The organism is Rhodococcus parequi (genome assembly GCF_046042785.1).
Taxonomy (GTDB): domain Bacteria; phylum Actinomycetota; class Actinomycetes; order Mycobacteriales; family Mycobacteriaceae; genus Prescottella; species Prescottella parequi.
The window spans coordinates 48671-68409 of record NZ_JBDLNV010000008.1; the positions used below are offsets into that span (position 1 = coordinate 48671).

The window sequence follows — 19739 nt, forward strand, 5'->3', positions numbered from 1 at the left end:
ACGTCACAGGCCCGAGAGCTGGCGTTACCCACCTGTTCACCGTTTGTTTCCCGGCCCCCTCGCGTTTCGCGCACTTATCGCGTTCCGAACGCGAAAAACCCCGCGTTTCGCGCACGTGACGCGGGCCCGGTGGGGGCCGTTGTCGCGACAAGTGCGCGAAACGCGGGGTGGAAAACTGCCAGGGCTACTTGGCGCCCTGGTTCGCGACGGCGGCGGCGCCGACCGCGGCGGCCGCCGGATCGAGGTAGGTGCCACCCGGGTTGAGCGGCTTCAGGTTCTCGTCCAGGTCGTAGCGCAGCGGGATGCCGGTCGGGATGTTCAGGCCCGCGATGTCCTCGTCGGAGATGCCGTCGAGGTGCTTGACCAGCGCGCGCAGCGAGTTGCCGTGAGCGGTGACCAGAACGGTCTTGCCGGCCTTCAGGTCGGCCGCGATGGTCTCGTCCCAGTACGGAATGAGGCGCTTGACGACGTCGAGGAGGCACTCGGTCAGCGGAACCTCGGGCAGGTCGGCATAGCGCGCGTCCTGGTCCTGGCTGTACTCGCTGCCGGCCTCGATCGCGGGCGGCGGGGTGTCGTAGCTACGACGCCACAGCATGAACTGGTCCTCACCGAACTCGGCCTTGGTCTGGGCCTTGTTCTTGCCCTGCAGCGCGCCGTAGTGGCGCTCGTTGAGGCGCCAGTCGCGGACGACGGGGATCCAGTGGCGGTCGCACGCGTCGAGCGCGAGATTCGCGGTGCTGATCGCGCGACGCAGCAGCGACGTGTAGAGAACGTCCGGGAGCAGGTTGTGCTCGGCCAGCAGTTCACCGGCACGCTTGCCCTCGGCCATGCCCTTGTCGGTCAGGTGCACGTCCACCCAGCCGGTGAACAGGTTCAGCGCGTTCCATTCGCTCTCGCCGTGGCGGAGCAGCACAAGTGTTCCGGTACTCATACCCCCAATCCTGGCATGACCCCCTCCGGCGGCTGCGACAGCCGTCGGTGCACACCCTGTGGCTTCGTCACGACAGGGCGACGGTGTGATGTGATTCCCACTTCTCGATCACCGGTCCGAACTCGTCGAGGAACGCCCGGACGTGCGGCGTCGTGCCGTGGTCGTCGAGCGCCTGACGGGTATCCCAGTGCTCGAAGCAGTGGAACAGCGCGGGGTGGTCGAGGTCCCGATAGAACTCGTAGCCGATGCAGCCCGGTTCGGCGAGCGTCGGCTCCACCAGGTCGAGCATGGCCCGCGCCGCGCGATCGGCACTGTCGGACCGGACCGTAATGCGGATGAAAGCGGTGTGCATCTCGAAGCGCCCTCTCGTCGACCGACCGGTCGCCACACCGTACGAAGCGCGAGAGACGCGGCGGCAGAGCAACTCCCACCAGACGGGAGCCTCTCGGATCCTCTCCGAACGCCCGGGGCACCCGCCGCTAGACCGCGAAGGGTTAACGGCCGCAACAACTGCCACTGAAGGGCCCCTTCGTGCGCTGGTAGCGCACGAAGGGACCCTTCATCTCGTCCGACGGGGCTCAGCCCAGCCCGACGTCGAACTCAGCGGTCGATCAGAGGTACTGACCGCAGACCGGCCATGCACCACGGCCCTGGCCGGCCAGCACGTTCTCGGCGACGCGGATCTGCTCCTCGCGCGAGTTCTGGTGCGCCATGCCCGAGCCACCGAAGGACTGCCACGTGCTCGAGGTGAACTGGAGGCCGCCGTAGAAGCCGTTGCCGGTGTTCGCGGCCCAGTTGCCGCTGCTCTCGCACTGCGCGACGGCGTCCCAGTTGCCCGAGGCGGCGTTGGCGGTGCCGGCGCTCATAGCGAAGGGCGCGGCGACGAGTGCTGCGGTGGCGGCGACGGTACCGATGGTGCGCTTGATGTCGAACTTAGCCATGGGGGGGGTGGATCCTCTCCGTATTGCGGGCGAGGCGGCCTGCGGACGATGACATCGATCCGGGCTCGGGGTTGGGCCTCGCTTCTGCCCCTCGAAGGTCTTGCTGTGTCCGATCCCGCGGGGCAGAGCCGGCGGCGGCGGGTCGGGGTCGTGCTCTTACGGTTGCTGCTTCTCGAGTTCGTTCGTCTCGAGCTGGTTACAACCGTAGGTGCCCATCACGGAAAGGTCACGGGTCGATTTTGTGAGACGCCCGTACGTGAAAGAGGCCATGAGCTGGTAAAAGTTGCAGCTCAGACAGGGAGAATCGCCGCAAGCTATCCACAGCGTTGCATAACCGTAATGTGACTCAGGTCACAGAAAATTAGTGAACGCGGTCACGAAATCTCGGCCGGATAACGGCTCCGACGTCCCGCAGGACGTTATCGAGACCCGGGATCGGAACCCCAGCCGGCCCCGCTCGGCGCCTCCTGCGCCTCCTCGACCAGGTGCTTGAACGGCTCCAGGTTCGCGAGCGACTCGCCCCGCGACACCCGCCAGGCCCACTCACGCTTGATCGACGACGCGAATCCCAGCTCGAGCAGCATGTTGAAGTCGCCGTCCGCGGCCTCGAGGATCGAGCCCAGGACACGGTCCAGCTCGGCGCCGGTCACGGCGTGCGCGGAGATGCGGCCCACCAGATAGATGTCGCCGATCTTGTCGATCGTGTAGTACGCCCCGTACAGCCTGCGGTTGCGACGCAGCAGGTACTTGTAGACGCCCTCGAAGTTCTCGTCCGGCTTGCGGCACACGAACGCCTCCACCCGGACGCCGTGATTGCCGACGGTGAGCAGTGTCGTCGTCTTGAGTTTGTGCTCACCCGGTAGTTCCACGACGAACTGGTTCTCACCCCGGCGGCTGTACTCGAGTTCGCGTTCCTTCAGCGCCGCGTCGATGACGCCCGCGACCACATCCGCTGTCGGTTCCTGTTCGCTCACGCCCGCACTCCGCTCGTCCGACGCAACTTCCACAACCCTCGGGGCCTACGCTGCCAGAGTTCCCCGCTCTCGGCTCGGTGATACATCGCGGTCGCGGCCCGGTAGCTCGCGAGCAGCGCGTCTGCCGTGTGCTCCCACGAGAAGTTCTCGGCGTGCCGCGGGGCGCGCGCGGCAAGTTCGTCGAGGCGATCCGGCGCCGCGACGAGAGACTCCAGCGCCGCCGCCCAGTCGTCGATGCGATGGCCCTGGACCAGCAGACCGGTCCGGCCGTCCCGCACGGCCACACCCAACCCGCCGACGTCGGCGGCGATCACGGGTGTGCCGCACGCCTGGGCCTCGATCGCGACGAGCCCGAAGGACTCCGAATAGCTCGGCACCGCAACGAGATCCGACGCCCGGTAGACGTCGGCGAGCTTGTCGGGCGGCTGCGGCGGCAGGAACGTCACGCGTGCGGTGATCCCGAGGGCCGCGGCCAGTTCGATGAGCGAATCGGGCCGGTCGAGCCCGGTGCCGGACGGCCCGCCCACCACCAGCACCCGCAGCGGCAGGTCCGGACGACGCGCGGCCACCTCGGCCGCGGCACGCAACAGCACGTCGGGCGCCTTGAGCGGCTGGATCCGGCCGACGAACGTCACGACGGTCTCGGACGGATCGAGCCCCAGTGCCGCCCGGGCCTCGAGGCGGTCACCGGGTCGGTAGCGCGTCAGGTCGGCGCCGGGCGCGACGATGTCGATCTTGTCCGCGGACGCCCCGTAGGTGGCGGTGAGCTGCGCGGCCTCGTCGGCGGTGTTGGCGGTCAGCCGGTCGGCCTCCGCGACCACCTGCTGTTCGCCGATCTGCCGGGCCGCCGGTTCGGGGGTGTCGCCCTCGGCGAGCGACGCGTTCTTCACGGCGGCCAGGGTGTGCGCGGTGTGCACGAGCGGCACGCCCCACCGGTCGCGAGCCAGCCAGCCGACCTGCCCGGACAACCAGTAGTGCGAGTGCACGAGGTCGTAGTGGCCGGGTTCGTGCCGCACTTCCTCCCGCAGCACCCCGGCCGCGAAGGCACACAGCTGCGTCGGCAGCTCGTGCTTGTCGAGACCCTCGTACGGACCGGCCGCGACGTTGCGGACCCGGACGCCCGGCGCGGCGTCCTGCACCACCGGGTCGGCCGACGACGTCGCGCGGGTGAAGATGTCGACCTCGACACCGCGGCGGGCCAGCTGGATCGCGGTCTGCAGCACGTACACGTTCATTCCGCCCGCGTCGCCGGTGCCCGGCTGGGCCAGCGGCGATGTGTGGACGGAGAGAACCGCGACCCGCCTCGGCGTCGCAGTGTGCTTGGGTGTCACGCGTCCATACTGCCCTGTCGCTCTGTCAGGAGGTAATTGCGCCCGCAGTGTTCTCGCCGACCGGGACACGCTCGCCGACAGACGACAGGAACGCGTCGATCTCGCCGACGAAGCGCTCCGGATCCTCGACGAACGGCCCGTGACCGCAGCCCTCCCAGTACGACGCGGTGGCGTGCGGGATCAGTGCGGCAGCGTGCTCACCGGCGGAGACGTCGACGACGGTGTCCGCGGTGCCGTGCAGGACGAGGGCGGGGACGGCGAGTGCGCGCAGCAGGTCGTCGTGGCTCGCGGCCCGTCGGAACAACGCCGACCGCACCCGCGGCGGGGTGGACAGGCTGGCCCCGAACAGCGCCTGCGACCACGCGCCCCTGCCGGCGCCGTCGCCGAGCGGACCGGTGAGGGCGGCGCCGAAGCTGCCCAGTGCCCGGACCGCTACGGCCGGGTCCTCGGCCATCGCGGCGGGGATCGCCGCCTTCATGGCCGCTCCCACCGCGCCGCCGGCCTCGCCGCGGCCGATGCTCGTGATCGCCCCGACGAACACCACCGCGTCGACGGCGCCCGTGCCGTGCGCGGCCAGGTAGTCGCAGATCACCAGGCCGCCGTACGACCAGCCGAGCAGCGCCGCACCCGCGGTGATCTGCTCCGCGGACAGCACTGCGTCGACGTCGGCGGCCCAGTTCGCGGAGTCGTCGTACCCGGCGGCGGGGACGTCCGAGTATCCGTGCCCGCGCAGGTCGACCGCGATCACGCGGTACCGCTGCGCCAAGGCGTCCACGACGTCGTCGCCCCAGCAGCGCGACGACTGCGCCCACCCGTGGATCAGCACGAGCGGTCGGGCATCCGGGTTACCGAACGCTCGATAGACGATGGTGGTGCCGTCGGAACTGACGGTTTCGCGGATGGCCATGCGGCCACCCTAGGGCCACCGGTCAGTCGGAGCTGCGTGCGCGGTGCACGAGGTACGCCGTCAGGGCGACGACGAGGGCGACCGCACCCGCGGCCACCACCACCGCGAAACCGGCCCGCGCCCCGAATCGGTCGATCATCTGGCCGGCGAGCGCCGAACCGACCGCGACACCGACTCCGAGACCCGTCACCGTCCACGTGATGCCCTCGGTGAGCTTGTGGTGGGGAACGACGGATTCGACGAGTGTCGTCGCGATGATCAGCGTCGGGGCGACCGAGATGCCGGCGAGCGCGAGCGCGGCGGTGAGGACGGGGATGGAGTTCACGAGCAGCAGTGGCCACACCAGGACCGCGACCGCGCCGGTCGCGAACACCAGCTGACGGCGCAGCGCGGTACCGGGGCGGAGAGCGCCGAACACGATGCCGGCCACCGCGGATGCGCCCGCGAACAGGGCGAGCGCGATCGTCGCCGCCGCGGGGGCGCCCCGGTCGGTCGCGAACGCGATGCTCGTGACGTCGACGGCGCCGAAGATCGTGCCCATTCCGAGCATCACCGCCACCAGCACCCAGATCGCCGGGTTCCGCACTACCGAGGCGCCGCCGTGCGTGCCGCGCTCGGCGACGGCGGGTTCGGTGCCGCGCTGCGCGACCAGCGCCAGGGTGCCGACGACCAGCAGGACCAACGCCAGCAGCGGACCCGCCTCGGGGAACACCGACACCGACAGGCCCACCGAGATCACCGGGCCGGCGATGAAGCAGACCTCGTCGAGCACCGATTCGAACGCGAACGCAGTACGCAACTGCGGCTGTCCCCGGTACAGCTCCGTCCACCGGGCACGGACCATCGCGCCGATCGTGGGCATGCAGCCGGCCGGGACGGCGAGCAGGAACAGCACGAAATCGGGTGTCTCGAGTCGCACGCACAGCAGCATCGCGGCGAGGGCACACGCGCTCACCGCGGACGCGGCGGGCAACACGCGACGCTGCCCGTACCGGTCGACGGCCCGGGAGACGAGGGGCGTGATCGCCGCGTACGAGAGGGCGAACACCGCCGAAAGCGCTCCCGCGACGCCGTAGTCACCGCGCAGCTGCGACAGCATCGTCACGATGCCGATGCCCACCATCGCGATCGGCAGACGCGCGACGAAGCCGGCCGCGGAGAACGCGGCGGAACCGCGAGCCGCGAAGATCTCCCGGTAGGTGCCGATCATTGCCGGTGTCTCTCCTGACGCATCCGCGACGAGGCGCGCCCGCGCCGGCCGGTAACCAGTTGTCGAAGGAAGTCTCGCACCCTTGCCTCGGAGGTCGATCGGCGTGTAAGCATTCTCCGCATGAGCGTTCTGGTCTGCTTTCACGCACATCCCGACGACGAGGTCTTCGTGACCGGGGGCGTGATGCGTCAGGCCGCCGACGCCGGGCACCGGGTCGTGGTCGTCACCGCGACCGACGGGGCGCTCGGCGAGGTGCCGGACGGCCTGCTCGCGGACGGCGAGACCCTGGCTCAGCGACGCCGCCGGGAGCTCGAGGCGTCGACCAGCGTGCTGGGCGCGCATCGGGTGGTGATGCTGCACTACGCCGATTCCGGGATGGCCGGGACGCCGGAGAACGCGAACCCCGATGCCTTCTGCAACGTCGACGTCGATGCTGCCGCGGCCCGGCTCGCGGAGATCCTGGTCGAGGAGGGTGCGGACGTCCTGACGATCTACGACCCCAACGGCGGCTACGGGCACCCCGATCACGTGCAGGTCCACCACGTCGGGGTGATGGCGGCCGAGCTGGCGAATGTCCCCCACGTCTACGAGGCCGCCGTGAGCCGCGACCACATCCGACGCATGATGGCGGCCGCCCCGGAGTGGAGCGAGGAGGCGACTCCTCCCGACTTCGACACCTTCGGTCTGTCCGACGACGAGATCACGACGGTCGTCGACGTCACCGCGGCCCTCGCCGCGAAACGCGCGGCGATGCTCGCGCACGAGACGCAGATCGGCGACTTCGGCCCGTTCCTGCAGATGCCGGAGGAGCAACTGCACGCCGCGTTCGGCCAGGAGTGGTTCCGACGCCGCGGCGCGCCGACCGGGCTGGCCGAGACCGCACTTCCCCTGTAATACGGCCAACTGCCTGCGCATTCACGGGGGCCGCACCTAGCATCGGCGCATGGCCGGGCTTCTCGCGCGTTACCGCCGGACGGGTGCCGACGTCCCGTTCGGCAACCCGCTCGCGGCGCACGACGTCGCGATGGAGGGGTACTTCTGGCGGTTCACCCAGCGCGATACGGGACGGGTGCTGATCGCCCTCGCCGGCATCAACCGCGCCGCCGACGGCCGCTGGGCCACGCTCGGCATGGGCGCGCACCCGGGCGGGTTCCTCGAGACCGCAGCGCATCCCGTCGCCGGCGCCGACCCGGACGATCTGGGCGCGTTCGCGGGCGACGCCTTCCGCGGCACGCGCGACCATCTGCGGGTCGACCTCGGCCCCGGCGCGCGGATCGACGTCCGGATCGTCGACCGCTTCGAGTGGCCCCGACGACGGTTCGGCGGTTCCAGTGGCTTCCACACCGTCCCGGCACTCAACCAGTACTGGCACCCGTGGCTGCTCGGCGGCCGCGTGGAGGGCTGGGCCGAGGTGGACGGCGAGCGGTGGGACCTCGACGGGGCCCAGGTGTACGGCGAGAAGAACTGGGGCCGGGGCGGTTTCCCCGAGGCGTGGTGGTGGGGCCAGGCGCAGGGGTTCGACGACCCGCGGGTGTGCGTGGCGTTCGCCGGCGGCGTCGTCACGGCCGGGCCGATGCGCACCGAGGTGACGGCCGTCGTCGTGGCGCTGCCCGACGGCACCGTCGTCCGCGTCGGCAACCCGGTCTTCTCGCCGGTCCGGGCGCGGGTGGACGACGAATCGTGGCACCTCAGCGGCGGTAGCCGCCGCTGGTCGGTGGAGATCCGAGGCGAGGCGCAGCGCGGCGACGCCCATGTCCTGCCGGTGCCGCTGCCCGCGCAGCGCCGCAACGTCCCGGGTGCGCTGGAACACCTCGGCGGCAAAGTGTCTGTAACGCTGAGTCACAATGGTCGATGTTGCCTGTCGGGTGAGTCACACCTGGCGGGGCTCGAGTGGGGTGGGATCTCTCGGGCGCACGACGAACTCCGGCGGCGCGAGAGCGCGGGCGGGGACACACAGAACTGAAGAATTCGAGGGGGGACCTTGCACAGGCTTCGATCGACACTCGCGGTGACCGCCGTCGCCGCGGCGGCTCTACTGGTCGGCGTGCCGACCGCCGCGGCGGCAACGGACACGGTGGACATGAACGAGGTGTTCGGACCGTTCGTGCTCGACACGTTCCGAGACGGCCGGATCGCGCCACCCGAGCAGTGGCAGCCGCGACACCCCGTCACCGATCCGTGGTTCCAGGCCCCGCCCGTCGAGGGCCTCGCCCCCGGCACGCTGCTGAAGGCCCGACCGGCGACCGTCCAGGTGTACGGCGTCCAGCCGGCGCATGTGCGCGCCTATCAACTGATGTACGTCACAACCGATTTCGACGGATCCCGCGTGGTGAGCACCGGCATCCTCATGATTCCCGAGGACGGCACCGCACCGCAGGACCGCAAGCTCATCGGCTACTCCGAGGCCAACGACAGCCTCGGCCCGGGCTGCATGCCGAGCGCGCAATGGACGGGCACCGACCAGGACGACCCGTCGCTGTTCTCGGCGCTCGGGCCCGTCGCCCAGATGTTCGGCAACGGCTGGGCCGTGATGATGAGCGACACCGCCAACGACGGTGACCCCGCCCCCAACGGGTTCTCGATCGGCCAGTTCTCCGGTGCCGCAACGCTCGACGGCCTGCGGGCCGCGATCGCGCTGCCGGACGCCGCGTTCGAGCGCGATGTCCCGATCGGCATCTACGGCATCGCCGGCGGCGGGGTCGCGGCCGGTTTCGCCGCCGAGAAGCAGGCCACCTACGCACCGGAACTCAACGTCGTCGGCACGGTGCTGCAGGCCATGGTGATCGACAGCGGGACGTTCGAACGCAAGGCGGACGGCGGGATCGGCGCGGGCTTCGTGTTCGCCAACTCGCTCGGCTATGCGGCTCGCTACCCCGAGATCGATCTCGACAAGGAGCTCACCCCCCTCGGCAAGCAAGTCGCGGACGTCTTCAACCGGACGTGTCAACAGACCTACCTGATGATGCCGTTCATGCCGCTCAGCGCGCTGTACACGCACGGCCGCCCCGCCGACAACCCGGTCTTCGCCCGCGCGTACGCCGAGAATCGCATGGGCGGGCAGGCCCCGCAGGCGCCGGTGCTGATCACGTCGTGCCGGGACGACTTCCTGGTCCCGTACTCCGACGTCGAGAACCTGATCACGGCCTACCGCGCGGGCGGCACCGACGTCACGGTCGAGCCCAGCCACTGCGGCGTCACCGACATCCTGACCAATCCCTACCGAGTGGGCACCGAACTGCTCGGCATGCAGAACGTCGACTGGTTCGTCGGCAAGTTCGAGGAGACCACACGATGAGGAAGTTACTCACCGGCGCACTCGCCGCCGCACTGCTGTTCGTACCGACGGCGGTCGCGACCGCCGACCCCGCCCTCGACGCGGAGCTCGACTTCTACCTGGATGCCCCCCTGTCCAACGAGAACGCCGAGGCGGGCGGCGGCGTCAATCCGTCGTTCTCCACCAACCCGGACGAACTGGGCGCACTGCTCGACCACGCGCGGGCCCAGGGTGTCGATCCCACGCGGTACAAGGCTCTGCTGCAACAGTTCTGGTTGACGACGGCCACCCGGAAGGCCGGGCTGGACCTGAACAACTGGGACGCGAACCGCGGACTCGCGGCGAACGAGCAGAACCTGGCCAACACGTTCCGCTACTACGAGCGCCTGCAACTCGAGAACCCGAACTTCCTGTGGACCGGGCAGGGCGGCATGGCCGGGCCGTCGTTCGCCGCGGGCATCATGGACGTCGATCTCGGCCGCGTCGTGCTCGACGTGCGTGCGGTGCGGGACGCGATCGCCACGATCGTCGGCACTCTCGACTCCGCCGCTGCCCCGGCCACGGCGAACCTGCCCGAGGACGTGCGGGCCGTACTCGAGGTCGGCGCGGTGATCACCGCCGACGACATCGCGCACTTCCAGACTCAGGTCATCGCGATGAGCAAGCACATCTTCATGGACCTGATCCCGCAGCACGAGGCGTACCTGGCCGGCGGCATGGCGGCGATCGGCGAGTACCGCGCCGCCGGCCTGATCGACGACAGGGCCCATCAGGCCTGGGGCAAGGTCGACACCGGCGTCCCGGACCTGGTCGTCGAGGGCAACAAGGACCTGCTGTACCGCGAGCAGTACCAGTCGATCGGCGCGCAGTGGGACACCGCCCGCAACTACCGGGGTCCGGTGGGCCGGGCATTGACCTACCTCAGCACCGTCGCCGCCGATCCCGCGATTCCGGGTGTCGTCCCGCCGCGCGAGGCCTCTCCGCTGGTGCTCACCGCGGGCCACATCACCGGCGCCGCCGCCGACGGGCCGCAGTGGCGCCTGCAGACTCCGTTGCCGGCGTTCAACTGGTCGGACCGCGACTCGCGTTGGTCGTACATCACCGAGCAGATGCTGCCGAAGTACCGCGCGCTCAAGGAGACTCGACCCGATCTGTGGCGGGCCACGCTGTCCACGCCGATGGAGCAGCAGATCGGCGATCAGCGGGCGCTGGCGCGTCTGCCGCAGATGCTGCTGTCCATGGCCCGGACCACCCAGGCACTCTACTTCTGAGCGCCGGCGATGCGGAGGGTCACACCCGGACGGTGGCCTTCCGCATCGCCGCCAGGGGATTCGAGTACAGCGAACTCAGCGAGACGACGCCCGCCGCGTGCTCCTGCACGCGGGTGCCGAATCCCGTGATGCGCACGTCGGCGCCCCCGACGCGGGACGCCTCGGACAGCGCCCGGGCGACCTGCGGTGCGGCTTCCGGGTAGTCGGTGAACGCCTGCCCACCCAGGATCACCCGATCCGGGTTGAACAGGTCCCGCACCATGGCCACGGCCCGACCCAGCGCCTGCGCCCGATCCGTGAGGATCTGCTGCGCCGCAGACGATCCCGATCGCGCCGCCCGGAAGACCGTGGCCACGGGCGGGAGCGCGCCGTCCGCCGGGATCACCCCGGCGCGCCGCGCCGCGAGCAGTACGCCACGATCGCTCACGGTCGCCTCGAGGCAGCCCACGGCGCCGCAGTCGCACTGCGCGTCCGACGCCGTCGGCAGGTGCGCGATCGATCCCGGACCGGCGGCGGGGGTGTGCACCTTCCCGTCGAGCGTCAGTGCCAGACCGACGGTTTCGCGGGCATAGAAGTACAGGCCGCCGCCGCGCGCATCGGCGTTCTCGGCGCGCCGCGGGCTGAGCAGCAACTCGGAAGCGGCCATCGCCTCGACGTGCGCGGCCACCGAGACGGGCAGACCGAATCCCGACCCGACGACATCGCCGACCCGCGCGCCGGTCCAGCCGAGCCGCGGATGATCCACCAGTCCGGTATCCGGCTCCACCCGGCCACCGATCGCGACACCGACCCACAGCGGCCGGCGGCGGTGCCAGCGGGCCGCGAAGCCGCGGGCGCTCGCGGTGATCGTCGCGAGGGCGGCGTCGGACGCCCCCCGCGGGGTGGGGATCTCGACGGCGCCGAGGATCCGGCCGCGCAGGTCCGCGGTGATGACACTGGTGACGACGGCACCGATGTGGATGCCGACGGTCAGGTGCGATTCGTGGTCGACCTCGAACGGGACACGGGGCCGCCCCACCGCGCCGGCCGCGACCAGGTCGGGGCGTTCGCGCAGCAGCCCGGCCGCGATCATCGCCGAGACGTGCCGGTTGACGGTCGCGATGCTCGAACCTGTTGCGCGCGTGGCCTCGTCACGGGAGATGGGGCCACCGGCAGCGGCCACCCGGAACACCGCGGCGGCGGGGCCGTCGGCGATCCCGAGGGTCGGTGGCACGATTCGCGACCGGGTCGCGGGCCGGGGTGGAGTGCTGCGGACGGTGCGGGAACTGGAGGTACGTGCGGTCACAGATCTTCCGGTGACGGGAGGCGCTGCGGTGAGCATGGCATGTCCTTGCCTCGTCCCCGAGGGGACGGAAGTCGACGCGGTCTGGGAGACGCGCTGCCGACATCGATCGCTACCGACGGGAACGTCGGCGGACCGGCACGGAACTACGGTGTGAGCAGCGCGGAACTAGCGGCGAGAGATCCGGCAGGGACAACAGAGTTCCCGCGGGTGCGGCAGCCGGGAACCCAGCGCGGCGGTCACATAGGTGACCCGCGGTGCGGAGGTGGCGCCGGACGACATGACGATCAAGCTAGCATCCCGCGGGCCGTCGGGGCCTCCCCGTCCCCGACGACGCCCCGGTGTCGGCACTACGATCGGGGCATGAGCCTGCCACTGGACACCCGCGTCGCAGTCGTCACCGGAGCCAGCTCCGGCATCGGGGAAGCCACCGCCCGCACCCTTGCCGACCAGGGATTCCACGTCGTGCTCGGTGCGCGGCGGATCGACCGGATCGAGGCGATCGCGGCGGAGATCGGCGGCACCGCGCTGGAACTGGACGTCACCGACGAGGACTCCGTCGACGCCTTCGCCGCGGTCCTCCCCCGCGTCGACATGCTCGTCAACAACGCCGGCGGCGCGAAGGGCCTCGCCCCGGTCCTGGAGGCAGACCTCGACGACTGGCGGTGGATGTGGGAGACCAACGTCCTCGGGACGCTGCGCGTCACGAAGGCGCTGCTGCCGAAGCTCATCGCGTCCGGGGACGGACTGATCGTCACCGTCACGTCGGTGGCGGCCTTCACGGCGTACGACAACGGCTCGGGCTACACGTCCGCCAAGCACGCGCAGGCCGTGCTGCACCGCACGCTCCGCGGCGAACTGCTCGGCAAGCCGGTGCGGCTCACCGAGATCGCGCCGGGCGCCGTCGAGACCGAATTCTCCCTCGTGCGGTTCGACGGCGACGCCGAGCGCGCCGCGAAGGTCTACGAGGGCATCACCCCGCTGATCGCTGAGGACATCGCGGAGATCGTCGGCTTCGTCGCGTCGCGTCCGTCGCACGTGAACCTGGACCAGATCATCGTCAAGCCGCGCGACCAGGCCGATACCGGACGATTCCACCGCACCACCGGTTAATCTCGCGGCATGCAGCACCGATTGCAGCCGGGACCACTCCTCGACGATCGCGGACACCTCGCCGAGGCCGGCTGGGCCGACGCCGAGGTCCGCCGCTACGACCGTGCCGCGGTGGCCGCGCCGTCGTGGCGGATCAAGGAGTGGGACTACTACTGCGTCCTCACCCCGGAGCACGGCCTGGCGCTCACGGTCGCCGACAACGGCTACATGGGACTGCTGGGCGTCTCGTGGCTCGACCTCCGCAATCGGCGCGAGGTCACCGAGAACGTGATGCTGCCGTTTCCGCTGGGCCGGATGGGCCTGCCGGCGAGCGCCGACGCGGGCGACGTCGTGGTGGAGCACAAGAAGATGCGGATCGCGTTCCGGCACGACGCCGGCGGCCGGGTGCTGACCGTCGACCACCCCGGATTCGACGGTGGCCACGGTCTGCGCGGCGAACTACGCCTCGCCCGGCCCGACACGGATCGCATGGTGATCGCCACGCCGTTCCCGAAGGCGCCCAAGGCTTTCTACTACAACCAGAAGATCAACTGCCTGCCCGCGGCCGGCGAGGTCACGGTCGGGGCCGACACCGTCGCCTTCGAACCCGGGTCCGCGTTCGGCGTCTTCGACTGGGGTCGTGGCGTGTGGACGTACGACAACACGTGGTACTGGGGGTCGGCGTCGGGTGTCGTCGACGACCGCCCGTTCGGCTTCAACATCGGCTACGGCTTCGGCGACACGTCCGCGGCGAGCGAGAACATGGTGTTCGTGGGCGGCACCGCACACAAGCTGGACCGGGTGACGTTTCATCTGCCCGAGGGCACGTACGACGGTGCGCCGTGGACGTTCTCGAGCAACGACGGCCGGTTCGAGATGGTTTTCGAACCGATCCTCGACCGCGCCGCCGCGGTGGACTTCACGGTCCTGCGGTCGATCCAGCACCAGGTGTTCGGACGATTCACCGGCCACGTCGTGCTCGACGACGGCAGCCGCGTGGAGGTGACCGACCTCCTCGGATTCGCCGAGGAGGTCCGCAACCGCTGGTGAACGGGCGCCGTCACCACTCCGTGTAGGTCACGTCTGCTGCGGGCTCGACGCCGCTCCTCCTAGTTCATGTTCAGCGAGCTCGGCGGCGTCGCCGGAGGCTCGGACGGGCGGCCGCCGCGCAGTCCGTCGGACGCCTCGAGTACGGCGCCCTTCAGCACGCTCTCCACGCTCACGTCCTCCCCCTTGACGACGTCACCCGCAGCCGCGCCGACCCCGCCCGTGGTGAGGTCCACGGCCACCCCGGTCGCGGCCCGGCGTCCGGCACCCTCGATGCCGTCGAGCACCGCCCCACCCGCCCCCTCCCGGCCGAGCAGTCCGGTGACTACGCCCTCGGCAGCGGCCCCGAGCGCGTCCTTCCCGAGCGCCCCGACATCGAGGCCGTCCCGCTCACCCTGCGCGATCTGGAACACCTGGATTCCGCCCGCGATCGCCACCTCCCGGACGACGCTCACCGCGACCTCGCGCGCGACGCGGCGCAACAGTTCGGCGATGACGGTGCGGATCGTGAACTGGGTGGCGAGCTGGGCCGCAGGAATTGCGGCGGTGCTGGCGCCGAACGTCGCGATCGCCGACGCGGTGAGCGCCGCGATCTGTGCGGCCAGCGCCACGAGCGCGGCGATGATGGTGAGCTTGGCTTCCTCGACGTCGGCCGCGGTCGATTCGCAGGCGTCGGCCAGTTCCCGGCAGGCTACGACGATCTCGTCGATCGCGCCGTCGCTCCCGCCGACCCGCGCCCAGTGCGCGGACATCGCCTGGTTGACCGCGCCGGCCACACCCGCGAGCGCCGCCTCCATCGCGTCGCCGCCGCCGACACCGATCCGCTCGACGTCGACCGCGACGGAGTCCCACGCATCCGAGAGCCGACGCAGCGACGTCTCGTCGGCCTCCGGCCAGTCCTGTCCGGAGGCGAGGGACGCGACCGTCCGCAGCGGCCCCGGGATCTCGATGCCCATCAGCGACCACCGCCCAGCGTGCGGGAGAAACCGGTGTCCGTGCTCTCGAACGCGGTGGCCGTGTCCCGCAGCCCGCCCGCGATGCCGTTCAGTACGTCGGTGAGGTTGCGCAGCGCGGCGAGTGCACCGTCCGCGCCGGGCACGTAGTTGGCGGCGAACGTACTTCCCGTCGCGTCGGATCCCCAGCTCGCGCCCTCCGCGTCGAGGGCCAGGGCGAGCTGCCGTTGCGCGTCGACGAGGTTGTCCGTGACGCGTTCGAATCGTGGTGCGGCCGAGCGCACCTGGTCCACGTCGATCCACATCCCGTCAGCCACGGTGCGCCTCCCGCAGGATCGGGGCCCGCCAGTCGTGCAGATCGTCGGACTCGTCCACGTCGCTGCTGCGCGCACCACCGGGCGCGAACTCGGTTGCGACGGTGGGCACGAGATTCCGGATGCTCGGAGCCCCGGGCACGAGGTCGGTCAGGTCCGGGAAGTCCGCGGCCATCGCCGCCACCGGTGCCATCAGTTCCGTTGTCCGGGAATGCACCTCGTGTGATGCCACGCGTGCCGCGGCAGCAAACGACTCCGCGAGACGTTCCGGCGTGGACCGGGAGAAGGCCGCAGGGTCCAGCCGCGTCGACACCACCGTGCCGGACGCATCCACGGTCACCCGGACGAGCCCGTCCGGAGACTCCCCCTCCGCGTTCAGGCTCGCGACGGCCCCCTGCGCCGCCGCGAGCGCCGCGGTCTGCTCGTGCAACCGCTCGAGCATCGTGTCCACCCGGTCGCGCAGCCCGGTGCTGCTCTCGCGCATCCGCTTCCGCGACTCCTGCCGCTCACTCGCAACGTTCTCGCTCATCGATCCCCCTCCGTTCGAACCCCTCTGTGTCGTTGGACGCATGCGAGGGCGGATCGGTTCCCCGCCGTCCGAAGTCGTGTCAGCGGGCCGACTCCCGGACGCCGTCCAACAGCGCAGTTATCTCGGAGGCGACACCGGCGGTGTCGGCGGGCCGGACCGAGACGTCCCGGTCGCCCCGGAGGAGGTAGCGCCCGTCCTCGAAGTCGAGCCAATGCAGCGCGGCGCCGTCGTCGGTGGGACGGCTGTCGTACGCGGCGCCCGCGAACGCGGTGATCTCCCCGGTGCCACTGCGCGGCCGCCCCAGCAGGGCACGTACCTCGTCGCGCAGCCCGACCGATCCTGCGGACGTGAGCACCCCACCCCGTGCGGGCTGCAGATCGGTCCGGCGGAACCGGACGGTCGACCGCGATCCCGCGGGCGCGGTGGGCAGCGCCGAGGCGATCGCGTCCGGGATACGCGTGGGCGCGACGCCGTGGACCAGGACGTCGCCGCCGGTGTCGAGATCGTGCCCGGGCAGTTGGATCGCGAGGGTGCCCGTATCGCCGCGGATCCCCGCGTGCATGCGTACGGGTGTGGTGTCGGGACGGCCGGCGAAGCCGAAGACCTCGATCCGGACCGTCGGCTCGGCGAGCGCCACCAGGTGCCGGTGGAGCGCCTCGGTCAGCCGGGGTAGCAACGCCGCCGACGCGTCCCGGCGCTGCCGGTCGAGGTCGTCCTGCGTCTCGGCGATCGGACGGTAGCGCAGCGGGTACGGCATCCGGTCGAGGCCCAGTTGCCGCCACAGGACCTGGAACTCGAGCCCGGTGAGCCGCCACTCGGTGCCGGACGCCGCGGGTCGATTCGAATACACAGCCACGAAGGGGTAGACGCAGCCCGCGGTCGTTCGGTTCCCTCGGTCACCGATGTCGAGGCAGTTCCCGATCCGTCCAGTCGTCGACCTCCGCCCGCGACCGGAGCCGGACGATCACCAGGTCCTCGAACCGCTCGCGCACCTCGGCGATCCTCCGCGCGCCGTCGGCGTGGGTCCGCCACGCCCAGCGGACGATGTGGTCACGCTCGGTGAAGACGGTCCGCAGCGGCGGCTCGACGTTCCGGTTCCAGAGCACTTCGCGACGTATCCGACGGCGTACCGTCCGGCCGATGACCTGCCGCATCACCGTCGCCCGCGGGAGGTCGAGCCAGACGAGCAGGTCGGCCCGCGCGGCCAACAGCGGACGCGCCGCACCGTACTGCCACTCGGTGGCCCATCTGCCCTCCGACACGAATGCCTCGACGTCGGCGAGGAACTCGGGTCTCGGTGTCCAGTCCGGGCCGTGGAACAGCGCATCCATCTCGGTGAACGGCAGGTCCAGGGCTGCCCCGATCCGGGCCGCGAGCGTCGTCTTACCCGAGCCCGACGTCCCGGCAACCAGGACCCGCCGGGGTCGGTGTGGCAGAGGAGCGGCGGCGTCGAGAAGTGGCACTTCGACGAGGTTAGGCGTCTCCGGCGTGAACGCCCACTCCATTTCGTTCCGGGGGGGTACCCGCGGATTCGGGTGCGGAGCGGGCGATCCGGCTCATACTGCCGCGGCGGCGCGCTCGATCACGTCCGACACCAGCCCCGGCTGCGACACCGGTACGGCGTGCGACGCCCCCGGGATCTCGGTGATCTCCGCGCCCGCCCGCTCCGCCATGAACCGCTCGGATGCCGGCGGGATGACGCGGTCCTGATCGGGGACGACGGCCCACGTCGGCAGGTTCCGCCACGACGGATCCTGCGTCGGTTCGAGGTTCGCGACCAACGCGATGGACCGCTGGTGCGCGAGCATGTCGGCGGCGGTGGCGGCGGAGACGTCCTGGCAGAACGCGTCGTGGAAGCTGTCCGCGGCGATGTAGCCGTCGAGGTTCTTGCCGATCGGGGTGGTCGGGTCGTCGACCACCGCCACCTGCAGAACCGGCGGCAGCAACTGGCTGCCGGGGAACGTGATCGGATTGAGCGCCGCCTGCGCGGGCTCGCCCTGGTCGGGGACGAACGCGGCGACGTAGACCATGCCGACCACGTTGGGGGCGTGGGTGTTGGTGATGACGACACCGCCGTACGAGTGCCCGACGAGCAGGACCGGACCAGGGATGTCGGCGAGGGCCTTCTCGATCGCGGCCGAGTCGTACCCGGGTCCGCGCAACGGATTCGACGGGACCACGACGTCGTGGCCCCGGCCACGCAGTTCCGCGGCGACGGGGTCCCAACTGGTGGTGTCGGCGAACGCACCGTGCACCAGCACGACCGTCGGGGTCGGTTGCGCGGCGGCCGGGGAAACCCCCACCGACAGCACCGCCGCGAGGGCGAGTACGCACAGCGCCGTCAACGTCCGAATCCTGCTCATTCTCATGGCGGATCTCCTCGCGTGGGAAGTCCTCGGATACTCCCACGCAGGGCGGACGCGTCAGTTTCGTTCGGCGCAGCCGAGACTCAGCCGTGCCTCACCCGAGACTCACACGAGCGCCGACATCGACGTCCACGTCGGCCAGTCGACGGCCCAGTCGTAGATGTCGCCGTCCGCGGCGGACAGGTCGATGCGGGTGCCGCTGACCTCCACCGGATCTCCGTACATCGCGGTGCCGAAGTACTCCTGGGCGTCCGACAGCGACAGGTTGATGCACCCGTTCGTCACGTTCGAGGCGCCCTGCACGCCGACGGTGAGGGGGTTGGCGTGGATGAACTCGCCGTTGTTGGAGATGCGGACCGCCCACCGCTCGCGCACGTTCTCGTAGTACGGCGGGTTCGACATCAGGAAGTCCTCGTGCATCTCGGACACGACGTGGATGCCGCTGCGGGTGACGTTGCGGTTCTCGTTGCCCTCCCCGTAGCTGACGGGGATGTCCATGACGGTGACGCCGTCACGCACCACCTGCATGCGGTGGCTCGGTGCGACGGCCTTGACGATCTGGCTGCGACCGATCGAGAAGTCCAGCGCCACGTCGCCGGCCCCGTAGGCGCCGTCGCCGAAGTCGAGTCCGTAGAGCCGGGCGTCGACGTGCACCGCGGTGCCGGGCGCCCAGTAGTTCTGCGGCCGCCAGTGCACGCGTGCGCCGTTGTCGTCGGGCAGCCACGCCCACGACCCGATCGTGGGCGGGACGGTGGTGATGTGCAGGGCCTTCTCGACGGCGGCCTTGTCGGCGATCGGTCCGTCGAACTGCAGGATGATCGGGGCGCCGACCCCGACGACCTGCCCGTCGCCGATGTTGGTGCGCACCGACGTCTGCGTGTCCGGATCGATCGTGGTGAAGCTGCCGGCGACGGGGACGGTCTTGCCGTCGGAACCGATCGCGGTGCCGGTCCACGTGTACTTCGCGTCGTAGCCGAGCGGTTCGGTGACCGTGTACGACGTCCGATCGGGGCTGAGCAGGCCCTGGACCACCTTGCCGGACGCGTTCGTCAGCGCGACGTCCTGCAGCGTGCCCTGCGTGACGCTCACCGAGATCGGCTGCGCCGGGTTCACGCCCTGCGCGTCGGGCGCCGGATTCTCGATCACCTGCGCGACGGGTCCGGCGGGCACCGGGGTGCCGTCTGCGGCGTCCCCGGTGGGGATGGTGCAACCGGCCAGCAGGCTCAGCCCCAGCAGCGCGGCCACGACCGTCAGTAGCCGCGTCCGATTTACCCGAATCCCCTGTTCACGCACGAAAACCACGGTACTCGCAGCGCG

Annotated in this window: 21 protein-coding genes; 6 read left to right on the plus strand and 15 right to left on the minus strand. The window is 70.6% G+C overall.

Features of this window, described 5'->3' with window-relative positions:
* Positions 1-184: 184 nt before the first annotated feature.
* The 7 genes from ABEU20_RS21095 to ABEU20_RS21125 form a co-directional block, all read right to left on the minus strand.
* Complete coding sequence (locus ABEU20_RS21095) at positions 185-940, minus strand: phosphoglyceromutase (RefSeq protein ID WP_420166570.1); 756 nt, start codon at positions 938-940, stop codon at positions 185-187.
* A 58-nt stretch (positions 941-998) separates the two neighbouring features.
* Entirely contained in the window at positions 999-1283 is a 285-nt protein-coding gene (locus ABEU20_RS21100; protein ID WP_420166336.1) for a putative quinol monooxygenase, read from the minus strand.
* A 259-nt stretch (positions 1284-1542) separates the two neighbouring features.
* Positions 1543-1872, minus strand: coding sequence for a transglycosylase family protein (locus tag ABEU20_RS21105; RefSeq protein WP_420166337.1), 330 nt, complete (start codon positions 1870-1872; stop codon positions 1543-1545).
* A 419-nt stretch (positions 1873-2291) separates the two neighbouring features.
* Positions 2292-2846: a type III secretion system chaperone family protein gene (locus ABEU20_RS21110; protein ID WP_420166338.1), complete on the minus strand. Its 555-nt coding sequence runs from the start codon at positions 2844-2846 to the stop codon at positions 2292-2294.
* The gene (gene mshA / locus ABEU20_RS21115; protein ID WP_420166339.1) at positions 2843-4177 is read right to left on the minus strand and encodes a D-inositol-3-phosphate glycosyltransferase; all 1335 of its coding nucleotides are present in this window, start codon (positions 4175-4177) and stop codon (positions 2843-2845) included. Before mshA ends, ABEU20_RS21110 begins: the two co-directional genes overlap by 4 nt.
* Before the next feature lie 25 nt (positions 4178-4202).
* A complete protein-coding gene (locus ABEU20_RS21120) occupies positions 4203-5084 on the minus strand; it encodes an alpha/beta fold hydrolase (RefSeq protein WP_420166340.1) in 882 nt (293 codons plus the stop codon).
* Between the two features lie 22 nt (positions 5085-5106).
* Positions 5107-6294 carry an MFS transporter gene (locus ABEU20_RS21125; protein WP_420166341.1) on the minus strand — a complete coding sequence of 396 codons (1188 nt, stop codon included), beginning with the start codon at positions 6292-6294 and terminating at the stop codon, positions 5107-5109.
* Between the two features lie 120 nt (positions 6295-6414).
* Between ABEU20_RS21125 and ABEU20_RS21130 the strand changes: the two genes are divergently transcribed.
* From ABEU20_RS21130 to ABEU20_RS21145, 4 genes are read left to right on the plus strand one after another with little or no spacing between them, the layout of a single operon-like run.
* Positions 6415-7188 (plus strand): PIG-L family deacetylase, encoded by a 774-nt coding sequence (locus tag ABEU20_RS21130; protein ID WP_420166342.1) that lies wholly within the window; start codon positions 6415-6417, stop codon positions 7186-7188.
* Between the two features lie 49 nt (positions 7189-7237).
* Positions 7238-8257, plus strand: coding sequence for a tocopherol cyclase family protein (locus tag ABEU20_RS21135; RefSeq protein WP_420166343.1), 1020 nt, complete (start codon positions 7238-7240; stop codon positions 8255-8257).
* 18 nt (positions 8258-8275) lie between these two features.
* Positions 8276-9589 (plus strand): lipase family protein, encoded by a 1314-nt coding sequence (locus ABEU20_RS21140; RefSeq protein WP_420166344.1) that lies wholly within the window; start codon positions 8276-8278, stop codon positions 9587-9589.
* Entirely contained in the window at positions 9586-10839 is a 1254-nt protein-coding gene (locus tag ABEU20_RS21145; protein WP_420166345.1) for a Tat pathway signal protein, read from the plus strand. The genes ABEU20_RS21140 and ABEU20_RS21145 overlap by 4 nt, the downstream gene beginning before the upstream one ends.
* Positions 10840-10858: 19 nt before the next feature.
* On the opposite strand, the gene ABEU20_RS21150 is transcribed toward ABEU20_RS21145, so the two are convergent.
* On the minus strand, positions 10859-12160 hold the full coding sequence (locus tag ABEU20_RS21150) for an ROK family protein (RefSeq protein ID WP_420166346.1): 1302 nt from the start codon (positions 12158-12160) through the stop codon (positions 10859-10861).
* Positions 12161-12484: 324 nt separating this feature from the next.
* Here ABEU20_RS21150 and ABEU20_RS21155 point away from each other — a divergent pair, with 324 nt between their 5' ends.
* Positions 12485-13234, plus strand: a complete 750-nt coding sequence (locus tag ABEU20_RS21155; protein WP_420166347.1) for an SDR family NAD(P)-dependent oxidoreductase — start codon at positions 12485-12487, stop codon at positions 13232-13234.
* 9 nt (positions 13235-13243) lie between these two features.
* The gene (locus ABEU20_RS21160; protein WP_420166348.1) at positions 13244-14263 is read left to right on the plus strand and encodes a DUF2804 domain-containing protein; all 1020 of its coding nucleotides are present in this window, start codon (positions 13244-13246) and stop codon (positions 14261-14263) included.
* 59 nt (positions 14264-14322) lie between these two features.
* Here the strand turns inward: ABEU20_RS21160 and ABEU20_RS21165 are convergent, their stop codons facing one another.
* The 7 genes from ABEU20_RS21165 to ABEU20_RS21195 form a co-directional block, all read right to left on the minus strand.
* Positions 14323-15216, minus strand: coding sequence for a WXG100-like domain-containing protein (locus tag ABEU20_RS21165; protein ID WP_420166349.1), 894 nt, complete (start codon positions 15214-15216; stop codon positions 14323-14325).
* Positions 15216-15530, minus strand: a complete 315-nt coding sequence (locus ABEU20_RS21170) for a WXG100 family type VII secretion target (protein WP_420166350.1) — start codon at positions 15528-15530, stop codon at positions 15216-15218. The genes ABEU20_RS21165 and ABEU20_RS21170 overlap by 1 nt, the downstream gene beginning before the upstream one ends.
* On the minus strand, positions 15523-16056 hold the full coding sequence (locus ABEU20_RS21175; protein WP_420166351.1) for a YbaB/EbfC family nucleoid-associated protein: 534 nt from the start codon (positions 16054-16056) through the stop codon (positions 15523-15525). Before ABEU20_RS21175 ends, ABEU20_RS21170 begins: the two co-directional genes overlap by 8 nt.
* Before the next feature lie 79 nt (positions 16057-16135).
* Complete coding sequence (locus tag ABEU20_RS21180) at positions 16136-16912, minus strand: ESX secretion-associated protein EspG (RefSeq protein WP_420166352.1); 777 nt, start codon at positions 16910-16912, stop codon at positions 16136-16138.
* A gap of 40 nt (positions 16913-16952) precedes the next feature.
* Positions 16953-17519, minus strand: coding sequence for a P-loop NTPase family protein (locus ABEU20_RS21185; protein WP_420166353.1), 567 nt, complete (start codon positions 17517-17519; stop codon positions 16953-16955).
* A gap of 93 nt (positions 17520-17612) precedes the next feature.
* Positions 17613-18425: an alpha/beta fold hydrolase gene (locus ABEU20_RS21190; protein ID WP_420166354.1), complete on the minus strand. Its 813-nt coding sequence runs from the start codon at positions 18423-18425 to the stop codon at positions 17613-17615.
* Positions 18426-18527: 102 nt separating this feature from the next.
* A complete protein-coding gene (locus ABEU20_RS21195) occupies positions 18528-19715 on the minus strand; it encodes a L,D-transpeptidase (RefSeq protein WP_420166355.1) in 1188 nt (395 codons plus the stop codon).
* Positions 19716-19739 lie beyond the last annotated feature (24 nt).